Annotated in this window: 4 protein-coding genes and 1 pseudogene; all 5 read right to left on the minus strand. The window is 71.6% G+C overall.

Going from position 1 to position 15,367, the window contains the following annotated elements; genetic code table 11:
• Nucleotides 1-223: 223 nt before the first annotated feature.
• The 5 genes and pseudogenes from acpS to rpe all read right to left on the minus strand — a co-directional run bounded on the left by acpS (nt 224) and on the right by rpe (nt 15,365).
• Nucleotides 224-715 carry a holo-ACP synthase AcpS gene (acpS, locus tag CWT12_RS05725; protein ID WP_161924044.1) on the minus strand — a complete coding sequence of 164 codons (492 nt, stop codon included), beginning with the start codon at nt 713-715 and terminating at the stop codon, nt 224-226.
• A 727-nt stretch (nt 716-1,442) separates the two neighbouring features.
• Nucleotides 1,443-10,919, minus strand: a complete 9,477-nt coding sequence (locus tag CWT12_RS05730; RefSeq protein WP_161924045.1) for a type I polyketide synthase — start codon at nt 10,917-10,919, stop codon at nt 1,443-1,445.
• Between the two features lie 53 nt (nt 10,920-10,972).
• Nucleotides 10,973-12,541, minus strand: coding sequence for an acyl-CoA carboxylase subunit beta (locus tag CWT12_RS05735; protein ID WP_161925326.1), 1,569 nt, complete (start codon nt 12,539-12,541; stop codon nt 10,973-10,975).
• Between the two features lie 62 nt (nt 12,542-12,603).
• Nucleotides 12,604-14,468: pseudogene (locus tag CWT12_RS05740) on the minus strand (acetyl/propionyl/methylcrotonyl-CoA carboxylase subunit alpha).
• A gap of 222 nt (nt 14,469-14,690) precedes the next feature.
• The gene (gene rpe / locus CWT12_RS05745) at nt 14,691-15,365 is read right to left on the minus strand and encodes a ribulose-phosphate 3-epimerase (RefSeq protein WP_161924046.1); all 675 of its coding nucleotides are present in this window, start codon (nt 15,363-15,365) and stop codon (nt 14,691-14,693) included.
• Nucleotides 15,366-15,367: the final 2 nt, after the last annotated feature.

Below are 15,367 nucleotides of genomic sequence, written 5' to 3' on the forward strand. Positions count from 1 at the left end.
ACAGAACTGTACCGCGAATGAGGCGCCGGTCACGGCCGAGACCGGGTACAGCGTCCGCTTCGGTACGCGACCGGGCCGACCGGTCCCGCACATACCGCCCGGCTGCCGGAGGACAGGTGCCGCGGGCTGGGCAGTGACGCGCACCCAGTGACGCCTAGTCAGCGACTGTATTCAGAGACTGTATTCAGAGACTGTACTCAGAGACTGTACTCAGAGACTGCACTCAGCGGCGGGTGCACAGCACGACAGCGGCAGCCCAGTCGCCGTCGTGAGTCAGGGACACGGGCCAGCGCTCCGGGGCTGCTGCGCCTGCGCCCAGGGAGCCGGCCACATGGGCGGCAATGGCCCCGGTCAGGCGCAGCGAGGGACGCCCCCAGCGGTCTGTAACAGTTTCGATCTCCCGCCAGTCGACCGTCTCCGCGGGCAGCTGCGGTGCCACCGCCCGGCCGGCGTGGACATTGGCTGCCTGGGACCAGGCCTTGATGAAGGCCTCCTTCGCGGCCCAGCGCCCGGCCAGGTGCTCGGCCTGCGCCGAGCCGGTGGCGTCGGCGCGGCGGGCGACGTCGCGCAGCTCGCGAGGGGTGAAGGTCCGCTCGGCGAAAACAGTGCCCGGCTGTTCCAACTGCTCGGCCAGGCCGGGGACATGCACGAGGTCCACCCCAACGCCGAGCACGCCCTTCACCTCAGGGACCTGGGGCGGGCTGGGCTGGCTCATGGCTCCAGTATCTCGCACCATCCGGCGGGCCGGCGCATGGTGACCACGGGCAGCACACCGCGCCACAGTGCGTCCGAACCCGGAACTGCTTGGAATCCGAGTCGAATGTAGTGGCCTGCGTGCTCGCAATGCCGAGCATGCGCCGGGGCTTGGCCGCGGTGCCTCGGGCGTCCTAGAAGCCATGACCTCAAGGTTCCCAAAGCTGTGGAAACAACGCACTACCTTCGCGTGGGGGCTCGTACATTCTGGCCGCCGATTCGGCACACATTGTGACGGTTCGTACCTTCTGGTCTGCGATTCGTACTTTCTGACGACGGTACGTACATCTAGGTGCCGAACCGTCGCATAAAAGTACGAATCGTCGGTGCAAAGGTGCGAACCGTCAACCATAGGTACGAACTGTCAATACACAGACCACCATGAGCACGAACCCCGCAGGAAACGCCACCGCACGGTGAGGCCCCGCTCCCGGCGCCACAAGTAAGGCTCCGGGATAGCCGCAAAGACCGGACGTCTAGAAGAATCCCGGCCCCGTATAGAACTGGCGGGCCGAGCGGGCCTACGGGCCGCGATATGTCCGAGCCGCGCGCACATTCGTGCCGACAACCCCGAGAGCCCGACGGCGCGGTGGCCCCGGGAGCCGTAGCTCCCGGGGCCACCACTTCTACCGGTCTCGGCACGTCATGAGTGCCGGTCTCGGCGTGTTAGTTGGGCCGGTTTCGCGATGTCAGGCGCGCTCGCCGGTGTGGTAGACACCGTCGGCACCGAGGCGGGCCTCCGGATCCAGCAGCATGGCGGCCTCAACCTCATGCGGGTCACGACCCTTACGCTCCTCGCCCAGGCGGCGGCCGTCGATCTGCTCGAACAGCGTGGCCCTGCCGATCATGCCGGCACGGCGCTGCCGGGTGCCGGCGGCCAGGCGCCGGTTGGCGGAGGCCACCCAGGCGTCCACGGCCTCCTGACCACTCTGCGCGCGCAGGGCCGCCTCGAAGGCGCCGGGGTGCACCAGGGCGATCAGACCGGACACGTGCCCGAATCCGAGGCTGGTGAGCAGGCCGGCACGCACCGGACCCGCACCCGGGGTGCGCCCGTCCGCGCCGCCGCGGCCCGCCACCCGGATAGGAGTGCGCGGCCATACCCAGAAGGCGTCCTTCTCGAGCGGGGCGTCAACCACGTCGAGGCTGGTGTTGCCGGGAGCCACACCGGTCGCGAGGATCTCGGCCAGGCCCGCCACCTGGAACACGGCGGCACCGCCCTTGGCATGCCCGGTGATCGTCTTCTGGGAGACGGCCACCAGCGGGTTGCCCTCGGTGCGGCCGAGCGCGCGCGCCAGGCGCGTGTGCAGCTCGGACTCGTTGGGGTCGTTGGCGCCCGTGGAGGTGTCGTGCTTGGACACCACGGCGATGTCGTCGGGCTCCACACCCAGCTTGGCCAGGGCCCTGGCCAGGCGGGAGTCCTTGCCGCCGCGTCCCGCACCGAGCGCTCCCAGCCCGGGGGCGGGGATGGAGGTGTGGGCGCCGTCGGCGTAGGAGGAGACGAAGCCGATCACGCCGGCCACCGGCAGCCCCAGGTGGGCCGCTACCGAGCCGCGCGCCAGGATCACCGTGCCGCCGCCCTCGGCCTCCACGAAACCGCTGCGGCGGCGGTCGTTGGCGCGGGAGAAGTGGCGGGCGGAGATGCCCTTGGCGTACATGGCGGCAGCCTCGGCGGTGGCGTTCATGTTGCCGAAGCCCACCACCGACTCGATCGAGATGTCGTCGATGGCGCCAGCCACTACCACGTCGGCCTTGCCGAGTGCGATCTTGTCCCAGCCCTCCTCGATGGACACCGCGGCGGTGGCGCAGGCCGACACCGGCTGCACCATGGAGCCGTAGCCACCGATGTAGGACTGCATCACGTGCGCGGCCACCACGTTGGGCAGCGCCTCCTGCAGGATGTCGCTGGGGCGCTCCTCATCCAGGAACCGGCCCACGAACATCTTGCGCATGGACTCCATGCCGCCGAAGCCGGTGCCCTGCGTGGAGGCCACGTCGGAGGGGTGCACCGCCGCCAGCAGCTCCGCCGGGGAGAATCCGGCGGACAGGAACGCGTCCACAGCGGTGACCAGGTTCCAGGCGGCGATGGTGTCCATGCCCTGTGCCATGGATGCGGGGATGCCCCAGCGCTCCGGGTCGAAGTCGACCGGGAACTGGCCGCCGACCGTGCGCGACAGCGTGGCGCGGCGCGGCACCCTGGCCAGCGAGCCGGCCAGGCGGGTGACGGTCCACTCCCCCGTGGGGGCGCCGTCCACCAGCTCCGGTGCCACCAGCGTGTGCTCGGGGTCGGTGACCTCAATGGTGCGGGCGGTCGCCTCATCTGCCACGGTCAGGGTGATGTCGTGGTCGAGGTAGACGGCGACCTCCTCCGGGCCCTCCGTGGCGATCACACCGTCGTCAACGAACTCGCGGATACCGCAGCGGGCGACGACCTCGTCCCGGTAGCGCGCGTGGATGTCGGACTCGTCGACGAACTCCCCGTCGGTGTCGTACCAGCCGGCCTTGGGGCTGTCCTGCCAGGTCAGCAGGCCCATGCCCCAGGCGAGCTCCAGCACGCCCGCAGCGGTCAGCTCGACGTCGTCCCCGACGGTCATGCCCAGCTCCGCCTCGCGGCGGGTGCGGCCCGAGCCCCAGGTCGAGACCTCGCCGGTGGACACGACCACCACCAGGTCGTCCAGTTCGGCGTCCACCTCACCCCAGTCGGGCGCGGTGGGCTGGGTGGGCACGTGCGGGGTGGGCAGCGCCTTGATCGTGGCCTGCGGTTCAGGCTCCGGCTGCGGCGCGGGGGCAGCGGCACGCGCGCTCTCACGCAGTGCCACCAGGTCCACGTCATCCCCCAGGCCACCGGTCAGGTCGGCCTGCACGGGCGCCTGCGCGGCGCGGCCACGCACCTGCGTGGTGCACAGCTCAACGAGCTCGGCGGCAATCTCCTGGGTGGACCAGGTGCGCACACCGGCGGCCTCGACGGCCTCCACCAGCGGGTCATTGCCACCCATCAGGCCGGTGCCTCGCACCCAGCCGATGCGCGGGTGGGCCAGCGTGACGCGCCCGGACCAGTTCTTCTCCGCCCGCCAGCGGTTCACCACCGCATCCAGGGCAGACTTGACCTCGCCGTACGCGCCGTCGCCACCGAAGGTGCCGCGGTTGGGCGAGCCCGGCAGCACCACGTGCAGACGGTGGTCCACGTGGGTGTCGGTGCCGATGGCAGACAGCGCGGCGATGGTGCGCTCAACGCTCCAAAGCAGCAGACGGGTCTGAGACTCGGCGGCCGGGCCGGCGTCGGCCAGGGTGCCGACCACACGCGGCGCCGCGAAGGGGAACAGCAGCGTCGGTACCAGAGCCTCCTTGACCAGCTTGGTCGATCCGCCCGAGGTGACCACCTGGTCGTTGCCGATCCAGTCGGCCAGGGCATCCACGTCCCGGTAGGAGGCCAGGTTGGCGGGCACAATCCACAGGCGGGCGCCGGCGGAGGCGTGCTCGCGGTACAGGCTGGTGGCGAAGGCCAGCCGCTCGTGCGTCAGGCGGGAGCTGGTGGCCACGACGGTGGCACCACCCGCCAGCAGCTCGCCGACCACGGCGGCCGCGATCGATCCGGGGGCCACCCCGGTGACCACCGCCACGTCATCTGCCCAGCGCACGCCGGCCGCTGAGGCGGTCGGCTTCTGCGCGGCCGCGGCGGCGATGGCCTCGGCGATCTCGGCGCGCTCGGCCAAGTCCGCGGCGGTGCCGGCCGCGCGCAGCTGGCGCCCCCACCAGGCGGCCTGATCTGCGACCGCCGAGCCCAGGCCGGTGAAGCGCTGCGGAGCCAGGAGGCTCTTTGCATCTTCCAGGTCCATTTCCCCGTTGCCCAGGCGGGCCAGGTCCTCGCGTGCGGAGGCCCAGCGGTCGTCAATGAGGACGGCGCGGTCCGCTGAGAATGCCGGGGTCACGGACTTGATCCAGCCGGAGCCGAGTTCGGCGTCGATCGCTTCGACGGCGGCGCGGGCGGCGGCCGCCTCGTCACCGGCGTCGGCGGGCACACTCGTCTTGTCCGCCAGGCCGAGCGCATCCAGGAGAGTGCGGGCCGTAGTGGCCAGGACTCCGTCTGCGCCAGTGACCTGCGCGGAGAAGGCATCCAGGGCGGCGGAGTCAACGACCGCTCCCCCGGCACCGCCGGCGCTGGGCATGGCCACGGTCACGCCGTGGGCGGCGGCAACCGCCTGCACCGCGGCGTCGACGAGTGCGTCCACGGCGCCGGCGTTGGTCAGTGGGGCCGAGGAGCCCAGCGTGGCCAGGTCCTCGCCGCGCATGGAGGCGCCCTCGCGAGTGCCCAGGAAGATCTCCGCAGTCACGTGCGAGACCCAGCCGTCACCCAGGCCCCAGGTTCCGGTCACGCGGTCGGCGATGCGGCCGGCGCGCACCCCGGAGGGGCCGAGAATCCGTCCCAGCCCGGTGCGGGTGGCGTCCGCAAGCACGGGGCCGAAGGCCTTGTAGCCGGGGGCGCCCTTGGCGACGATGCCGGCCAGGGTGCCCATATCGGCGTCGGCGGCACCGTCGATGCTGGCCAGCTGCAGCTCGGTACCCAGGTCCATCAGCAGCTGGTTGCGGCGGGAGGACACACCGTTGGTCAGCGACTCAGTGGTGTCGGTGGGCGCGATCTGGTCGGGACGGATGCGGGCGGCGTGGGCCAGCAGCACCGTCAGGGCGTCGGTCGCACCGAAGGGCAGGTCCGCAACCGGTCCGGCAGCGGCCGGAGCAGCCGCGGCGGGGGCGGCAGGTTCCGGCTGGGCCGGAGCCGTCGCGGGCGCCGCCGGGGCGGCGGCCTCCTCCGTCGGGGCGGTGGCCGGCGAGCTCTCCTCGGCCGCTTCGGGCAGCTCGAAGCTCTCCTCCTCCAGCCCGGCGGCCGGATCGGTGTCGGTGGCCAGCACGCGGGCCTCATCGCGGCGGGCATTGTGCACCACCACGTGCTTGCCTGCGTGCCGCGGCAGAGCCAGCGTGCGGGAGGCGAGGTTCGCCAGCGTCGGGGAGGCCGCCAGGCCGACCTCGACGACGTGCTCCACGCCCAGGCCGCCCTGCTCGGGGGCGTCCAGCAGCAGGTCCTGCGTCTCGATCCAGCGCACCGGGGAGGCGAACTGCCAGGCCAGCAGCTCCACCAGCAGCTGGCGGCCAAGCTCAGTGGGCCGGTCGGCCCACTGGTCCCAGTCGTCCAGGATCTCGCGCACCGGCTCGGAGGGGACCACGTCCAGGATGGCACGGGCGAAGTCGCGGGTCAGCGCGAAGGGACGGGCCACCAGGTTGGGCACGTAGCGACCCACCAGGCGCTCCACATCCAGGTCCGCGGGAATCAGCGCCAGCAGGCGCTCCCGGAACTCCGGTACGCCGGGACGCAGCACCTCCGAGTGGAAGGGCACGTCAATTCCGGGCACGTACATGAAGGGGTTCTTCCCGCCCCGGGCGGCCGCCTTCTCGCGGGCATCGGCGGCAAGCGCCTCCAGGCCCTTGATGGTGCCCGCGACGGCGTACTGCACGCCGGCGAGGTTGTAGTTCACGATCTGCAGGAACTCCCCGGAGGCCTCGGAGACCTCGCGGATGTACTCCTCCACGGCGTCGGCGGGGATGCCCGCCTGGTTGGGGCGCAGGGCTCCCATCCGGTAGTTGGAGGCGCCGGTGGCGTCACGCGGCACCAGGGAGTGCATGGTGGACCCGCGCTGGAAGACGATCGAGATCGTCGTCTCCACGGACATGACGCGCCCGTATGCGCTCAGGGCGGTGTACTCGCCCAGCGAGTGGCCGGCGAAGGCGGCCGACTCCACCAGGGCGCCGGCCTCGGCCAGGCGCGCCGTGGTGGCCATGGCCACGGTGGCCAGGGCGACCTGCGTGAACTGAGTGAGGTTGAGCAGGCCGTCGGGGTGGCGGTAGGTCACGCCGCGGGCGGTCATCTCCGTGGGGTTGTCGCGCACCAGCGCGATCACGGAGAAGCCGAGCTCGGCACGGGTGTGGGCGTCCGCCCGCTCCCACACCTCCCGGGCGGCCTTGGAGCTGCGCATCTCGTCCAGACCCATGCCACGGGCCTGGATGCCCTGACCGGGGTAGACGTAGGCGGTCGGCTCGGGCTCGGTCACCGCGGTGCCGCGGGAGACGACCTCGTCGCCGATGCGGCAGGTGACCTCCAGGACCACGCCGCCGCCGACCACCAGGCCGGTGCGCTCCACGCTGATCTGGACGTGGTCCCCCAGCTCGACCGGGCCGTGCATGGTGTAGGTCCAGCCTGCCAGCACGTGCCGCGTGCCGTCGATGGCGGTGGCAGCCGCCGTCTGCTGCGCAGTGGCGGACAGCCACATGCCGTGCACCAGCGGGGCGTCCATGCCGGCGACCTTCGCGGCGTGGTAGCTGGTGTGGATCGGGTTGAAGTCGCCGGTGACCCGGGCGAAGGCCGTCATGTCGCTCGGGGCCGTCACGGTGATGCGGCGCAGCAGGCGGCGGGCGGCCGGGACGGTCGCCCTGCCGGTGCCGCCGGCCTGCTCGGGAGAGCTGGGCACGGCGGTGCCGGAGGCGCGGCCGCGGATGGCGAAGCGCTCGCGCATGAACGCCACCAGGCTGCCGTCGGTGGTGTCCGTCAGCTGCAGGCGCACGTCGACGACGCGGCCCGCGCTGGACTCCTCCAGCCCGGCGACCCAGCCGTCGGCCTGAATCACGCAGTCGGGGCCGGCCTGCTGCACCAGGTCAGCCAGGGGACGGCGCAGGTCAATGGTGTGGTCCAGGTGGACGGCGCCGAGCAGGCCCTCAATCAGCGGCATCCCGTCCTCTACGACACTGCCCAGGGCTGCGTAGACGACTGGCCAGCAGGGGCCGAGCAGGGCGTCGGGCACGAGCGGCGCGGCGGCCAGGGTGGTGGGCAGGGCCGCGGCCGTGACCGCGGCGTGGTCCGCACCCAGGGTGTCGGCCAGGGTGAAGCGCGCGTGAACGGTGCCGAAGGGCTGGTGGGCCTCACGCCCAAGCGCGTCTACGGCGCCGGCCTGCGGGGGGATCACCTCGGGCAGCTGCTCCACCAGGTCACCGGTGATCGACACCGCGCCCACACCTGCAGTGTTGCGCAGCAGGTCGTTCATGGTGTCGCTGATACGGCCCGGGTCCACGAAGGGGGCGGCGCCGTCCCAGGCGCGTGCCAGCCGCAGCGGCACCACCAGCCGGCGCACGGCGTGAATCCCCTCACCGCCGGGCGTGCCGTCCCAGTGTGTGTCCAGGGTGATGTCCAGGTCGTAGGCGTCCTCGGCGACGTCGGGACGCGCAACCACCCGGTAGGCGTCATCGGTGAGCACCCGGGCGGGGTTCACGGTCAGGTGCCCGTTCCACAGCACGTGGGGCGTGGCCCGCACCAGCTCGGTGGCATCGGCCACCGGGCGCGAGCCAGGGGCGCAGGACTCGCCCAGGCGTCCGGCTGCCGGAGCCGCCTGCTCGCCGGCATCCCGCAGGGCATCGATCACGGCCGTCTCGAAGCGGCCCAGCAGGTGGCCGACGGGCTCGTTGATGGTAGTGATGCCGGCCACCGACACCGGGCCGGGAATGATGCGCACCTGGTCCGCGGTGTAGCGGGGGTCCTGGGACTGCCACAGCGAGTCGGTGCCCCACCAGCGCAGGATGTCGGCGTCGAGCACCGGAACGAAGGGAACCGGCTTGGGGTGCTTGCGGCACAGGTCGACGAACCAGGCGGCGTCGGAGGGCTCCACCATGGTGGTGGCGGCCGCCGGGTACCGCTCCGCCAGCGCTGCCAGCGCGGCGTCGGAGTCCAGGACGTCCTCCTCGCCGGCGAACAGGGTGGGGATCTCCCCGTGGTCGGCGTCGCTCACACGCGCCTCAATGCGGTGCAGCAGGTCCAGGAAGCGGTCGTACCAGCCCTCGTCGGCCCAGTCCGCGCGGGTCGCGGGGCGGCCGTCGTGCGGGGCCACGCACAACTGCGCGTACCGGGTGGCCCACTGCAGGTAGCTCATCTGCTCGACATCGCCGAAGTAGGGCTTGGCGGTCTTGGCCAGGGCCGCAATGACCTCCTCGCGGCGGGCCGTCATGGCGGCCTCGTTGCCGGCGATCTCCTGAATGAGCCGAGAGGCGCGGGCGGAGGAGTTGTCGATCTCGTACAGGTCCGCACGCAGGTGGGACAGTCCCGAGGTCATACCGCCCGCGGAGGCGCCGGAGGCAACCCATCCGCCCTCGTGGGCGGGGTCGATTCCAGGCGTGTCCACCAGCAGCTGCTTGACGTCCTCGTTGGTCTTGGCCTCCAGGGCGGTCATGGCCGCGGTACCCACGCACACGCCGTCAACCGGGGCCGCCGCCGTGCCGTAGGCCTCGGCCCAGCGCCCGGTGATGTAGTCGGCGGCGCGCTCGGGGGCGCCGACGCCGCCGCCGACGCACAGCACGATGTTGTCCACGGCGCGAATGGAGTCGTAGGTGGCCAGGAGCATCGTGTCCAGGTCCTCCCACGAGTGGTGCCCACCCGCGTGCCCGTCCTCGATCTGCATGATCAGCGGCACGTCCGGCACCGCCTTGGCGATGGTGATCACCTGCCGGATCTGGTCAACCGTGCCCGGCTTGAAGGCCACGTAGGGGAAGCCCTCGCCACGCAGGCGGTTAATCAGGGTGACCGCCTCATCCAGCTCGGGAATACCCGCCGAGATGACGACGCCGTCCACCGGGGCGCCGGCGGCGCGCGCCTTGGAGAGCAGACGCTGGGTACCCAGGTGCAGGTTCCACAGGTAGCGGTCCATGAACATGGCGTTGAAGGCGGCGGTGCGGCCCGGCTCCAGGGCCTCCTCCAGGCCTTCCAGGTTGTCGGCCAGCACCTTGGCGGTGGTCTGTCCGCCGCCGGCGAGCTCCGCCCAGTAGCCGGCATTGGCTGCCGCCGCGACGATCTCCGGGTCCACAGTTGTGGGGGTCATACCCGCCAGCAGGATCGCGGAGCGGCCGGTGAGCCGGGTGAAGGCGGTGTCCAGGGTGATGCGACCGTCGGGCAGCTGCGTCAACCGCGGCGCGAAGCGCGCCCGGTCTACCGTCGGCGCCGGCGCGGCCCCCGGGCGGTCGAGGTCGTCAATGTTCTGGGAGGTGCCGGCGGGCACCACCGTGGTGCCGGTGCCGGCCACGACCGGCTCGGTCAGCCGGGAGAGCACAGTCCCGGGACCGAGGTCGAGGATCAGTCGGCGCTCGCCCCCGGCGAGGGCCTCATGCACCGTGGCGGGCCAGTCCACCGGGTCGATCAGCACGGCGACGGCGAGCTTGCGGGCCAGGTCCTCGTCCAGCCCGGCCCGGGCGGCCCACGCAGCCACATCGTCGACGGCGCTCGCCAGAAGCGGCGTGTGGAAGGGCACCGACGTGGTCAGGAACTCGGTGATCGGGTTCAGGACGGCGCCGCCGCGACGGCGCTCCTTGCGGTCCTGCTCGGAGCGGCGGGCTGCCGCCTCCAGAGCGGTGACAACCCGCTCCAGGTCACTGGGGCGGCCGGACAGGATGTGCGCCTGGCGCCCGTTGATCACGCCGACGGAGAGCTCGTGCGCGCCGGGCACCTGGGCCAGAACGCCGTCGAGGACTGCACGGGTGACCCCCCGCACCGACAGCATGGGAGTGGTCTCCCCCACCGTGCCCAGGTTGAGCCGACCGGTGGTGCGGGCCGCGGCGGCACCGATCAGACGGGCAATGGCGTGCGCCTGCACCACCCCGGCGGGAGCCGGTGACTCGTCCCCGTCCTGGCGGGCGCGGCGCAGCGCCTCGAGCAGGGCGACGCCGAGCACTCCCTGGGAGTGGCCGATGACAGCATCCGGGCCGCTGGTGCCGACCGGATCGATGCCGGCTCCGGGCAGGCAGGACAGGGCCGCATGCTGGGCGAACAGGATTCCGGGCACGGACACGTCCGCACCGTCCGCGCCGCCGCGCCCGGGTGCCGGGGCAACCGGCGCACCGGAGGAGTCGAAGAAGCGGGAGCCGCGCGGGGTGATGGTCAGCAGGTCGGTGGCCACCGGAGCGAGTCGCTCGGCGACGGCGGCGTCAATCGCCACCAGCTCGGTGGCGAGATCACGATCCAGTCCTGACAGTTCCTCCAGCGTGGTGCGCCAGGGAGTGGCCTGGCCACCGAAGGCGAGTACGTAGGCCTCGCCCCCGCTTAAGCGTTCGGCGACGGTATCTGGGTTGGTGGGCTGAGTGGTCATGCGGTCCTCGGTTGTTCGGTCGGGTGAAGAGGTCTGAGAGTTGGAGCTGTAGGTCATAGTGGGCCGTTGTCGTGCTTCTTGGCGGGCGTGCGACGCCCGTCGCGCTTATCGGCGAGGGCGGCCAGGGAGTCGACGATCACGGTGCGCGTGTGCTCGGGAGCGATGACGGCGTCAATCTCCCCGATGGCAACCGCCTTGTCAGGATTGATGACCGTCTCGGTGTACTCGTCGACCAGGCGCTGCTGCTCGGCGGCGGCGGCCTGCTCACCGGCCTCCTCACGCACCTTGCGCAGCTCGCGGCGGTGAATGATCCCCACGGCTCCCTGGGCGCCGAGCACAGCGATCTCAGCGCCGGGCCAGCAGAAATTGAGATCCGCACCGATCGCCTTCGAACCCATCACGATGTAGGCGCCGCCGTAGGCCTTGCGCAGGACCACGGTTACCAACGGCACCGTGGCGGAGGCGTAGGCGTTAATCACCTTCGCGCCGCGGCGGATGATGCCGGCGTGCTCCTGCTCCGCCCCGGGACGGTAGCCGGGCACGTCCACGAAGGTCACCACCGGCAGGCCGAAGGCATCACAGAACCGGACGAAGCGCGCCAGCTTCTCCGAGGCGTCCACGTCCAGGGTGCCGGCATCCACCAGCGGCTGGTTGGCGACCACGCCCACGGGGCGCCCCTCGAAGCAGGCGAAGCCGACCACGACGTTGGCGGCGAAGTCCTCCTGCACCTGCACCAGCTCCCCATGGTCTACCAGGGCGGTGACCACGGCGGTGACGTCGTAGGGCTGGCGGGGCGAGGCCGGCACCAGCTTGCCGACCTCGGCGGCGGCGTCGCGGTCTGCCGCCCGATCGGCGTCCTCGTAGGCGTAGCGGGGCGCCTCCTGGTCGGATGAGGAGGGCAGGTAGGCCAGCAGGGTGCGCACCTGCGCCAGGGCGTCGTCCTCGTCATCGGCCACGTAGTGCACCACCCCGGTCACCGAGCCGTGGATGTCGGCCCCACCGAGCTCCTCCGCACTGATGCGCTCGCCGGTGACGGCGCGCACCACGTCTGGGCCGGTTACGAACATGTGGGAGGCCTCGCGGGTGGCGATGACGAAGTCCGTCAGGGCCGGGCTGTACACCGCGCCCCCGGCGCAGGGCCCCAGGATGACGCTGATCTGCGGCACCAGGCCGGAGGCGGCGCAGGTGCGGTTGAAGATGCGGCCGTACTGCCGCAGCGCGGCCACGCCCTCCTGGATCTTGGCGCCGCCGGAGTCGATCAGGCCGATCACCGGTATGGACAGGCGCAGGGCGTCGTCGAGCAGGCGCACGATCTTGTCACCCTCGACACTGCCCAGGGCGCCGCCGGAGACGGAGAAGTCCTGGGAGTAGACGGCAACCTGGCGGCCGCCGATCTGCCCGAAGCCGGTGACCACACCGGACGGGCGAGCGCCCTCGCCTGCGCCGGAGCCGGAGTAACGCCCGATCTCCAGGAAGGAGTCCGCATCCAGCAGCATATCGATGCGCTCGCGGGCGGTTTGCTTGCCCTTGGCGTGCTGGCGGGACGCGGCTCGCTCCTCGGCCTCGGCGTCGACGCGGGCGATGCGCTCCCGGAAGGCGGTCGTGGCCGGCGAGGCCGCCATCGTGGCTTCCGGCGCGGCGGCATCCGCGACGGCGCTGGTTGCTGCAACTGCTTCAGCCATGCTCAGTCCTCCTGCTTGGACTCGGAATCATCACGGATATCACGCATCCGGACCAGGATCTCCCCGGCGGACACGGTGCGCCCGGCGCTAACGGGGATGTCGGCAACCGTGGCGTCATCCGGGGCGTGCACGTAGTTCTCCATCTTCATGGACTCCAGTACCACCAGCAGGTCGCCGGCGCGCACGCGCTGCCCCGGGGACACGCAGATACGGGTCACAATGGCCTGCATGGGTGCGGCGATCGCGCCGGGATCTCCCCCTGCGCGCTGCTTGCGGTCGTACCGCGGCCGCGGCCGTTCCCGCGCCCGCGCAGTGGCTGCTGCGCCAAGTTGGAGCCCCCTGGATAGCCTGCTCCCAGGCGGCGGTTGTGACCGCCGAGAATGCCGTCAGGGACAGTCACCTGCAGGCGCTGGCCGTTGACCTCGACCACGTAGGTGGACCGCGTGCGGTGGCTGTCCTGCCCCGTGCCGTCGGCGGCACCCGCGGCGGGTGCGGCGGCACCGGAGCGCAGGCCCGGCAGAACCGCCTCCTCCAGCCAGCGGGTGGTAACCCCCAGCCCGCCGTCGGCGTCGGGCCGGGTGAACTCCTCGCGTTCCAGCACGTGGGCGTGCAGTGAGGCGCAGACGGTCACGCCCTCCACGACCGTCTCCCTCAGGGCCCGCCGCGCCCGCCGGATGGCCTGGTCGCGGTCAGCCCCGGTAACCACGATCTTGGCGAGCATCGGATCGAAGGTAGGGGTAACCGTGTCCCCCTCAACCACTCCGGAGTCGATGCGGACTCCGGGACCCGCCGGCCAGCGCAGACGCGTAATCGTGCCGGTGGACGGCGTGAGCCCCTGCGCGGGGTCCTCGCACGTGATCCGCAGCTCCAGGGAGTGCCCCCGCGGGGCCGGGACGTGGCCCAGGTGCCCGCCGGCCGCAATGCGCAACTGGGTCTCCACCAGGTCCACGCCGGTGACCTCCTCGGAGACGCAGTGCTCGACCTGCAGACGGGGGTTGACCTCCAGGAACCACAGCTCGCCGGCGGGGGTCAGGAGGAACTCGCAGGTCGCCACGCCTACGTAGTCAACGGCGTCCAGCAGGCGCTTGGAGGCCTCGTGCAGGCGCGCCTGAACATCGTCGGGCAGAAAGGGGGCGGGTGCCTCCTCGAGGAGTTTCTGGTTGCGGCGCTGCAGGGTGCAGTCGCGGGTGGAGACGACGGCGAAGGCGCCGTGGGCGTCGCGCGCGCACTGGGTCTCCACGTGCCGGGCGGCAGTGACGAAGCGCTCCAGGATGAGCGTGCCGACTCCGGCGGCGGAGTCGAAGGCGGGCGTGGTGCGCACAGCCTCATCGTCGGCGAGCACGGTGATGCCCCGTCCGCCCCCGCCGTCGGTGCGCTTGAGCGCGACCGGGTAGCCGTGTGTCGCGGCAAAGGCGATGACGGCCTCAGGATCGGTGACCGAGTCGGTGATACCGGGGACGGGCTCGACGCCGGCTGCGACCGCAGCGGCGCGGGCACTGAGCTTGTCGCCCAGGGTGCGCATGGCTGCGGGTGAGGGCCCCACCCAGGTCATGCCGGCGTCCGCGACCGCCTGCGCGAAGTCGGCGTCCTCTGACAGGAAGCCGTAACCGGGGTGAATGGCGTCGGCGCCGGTACGGCGCGCAAGCTCGATGATGGCCTCCGCGTCGGTGTAGCCGGATCCGTCCGGGAGGGCGTGGGCCTCGTCTGCAAGCTCCGCCGCGGGACTCATCAGGTCCTCTGGCGTGTAGGGCAGGATCGAGATGCCGCCGAGGTCCCTGACGGTGCGTGCCACGCGCAGGGCGATCTCGCCGCGATTAGCGATGAGGATGCGGTTTAGGGGGCGTACTTGGCTCGCGGCAGCGGTCACTGGGCGGCTCCTGGGGTGGGCTGGCAGGTGTGGGCGGGCCGGTTCGGGGCATGTCCACGAACCGACGCGGACTCGCGTTTGCCTACAAGTCTCAAGCGAGACATTATCGGGCATGACAGGCGAATCCCGCCGTACCTCAACGATACGGCTGGGGACTCACAGGAGCCTATTGTGGAAACGCAACAAATCCTGTCCGTTACCTTGAAAGTGGCAGCGGGCGTGTCAGCCGACGTCCGAGTGGGTGTGGGCGGCGGCACGCGCCCGCAGCGACGCCACCGCGCCGGCCGCGTCCTCGGCCCGGTAGACCGCGGACCCGGCGACGAACACATCCGCGCCTGCTTCCGCGGCGCGCACGATGGTCTGCTCGGTCACGCCGCCGTCGACCTGAATACGCAGCTGCTGACCACTGCGGCCCACCATGCGGCGGGCCGCGGCGATCTTGTCCAGCATCGGTTCCAGGAGCGACTGCCCGCCGAAGCCGGGCTCAACAGTCATCAGCAGCAGCAGATCAAGCTCTCCCAGCAGCGGCTCCACCGCCGTCAAAGGGGTCGCCGGGCGCAGGGCGAGGCCGACGCCGGCCCCCAGCCGCCGCAGCTCCCGGGCCAGGCGGAACGGTGCGCTGGTCGCCTCGATGTGGCTGGTGACGATGGCGCATCCCGCCTCGGCGTAAGCGGGCGCCCAGCGGTCAGCGTCGGTGATCATCAGGTGCGCGTCAACCGGGAGCGCCGTGTGAGCAAGCACCGACTCGACCAGGCTGGGGCCCCCGAACTGGTTGGGCACGAAGTGGTTGTCCATGATGTCCACGTGCAGGCCGTCCGCGGTACGCACCCGGTCCAGCTCGGCGGCCAGACGCAGCTGATCGGCGTTGAGGATGGAGGGGTGGATCGCCGGGGTCATAT

Origin of the sequence: Actinomyces sp. 432 (assembly GCF_009930875.1) — a bacterium.
In the GTDB taxonomy this organism is placed as follows: domain Bacteria; phylum Actinomycetota; class Actinomycetes; order Actinomycetales; family Actinomycetaceae; genus Actinomyces.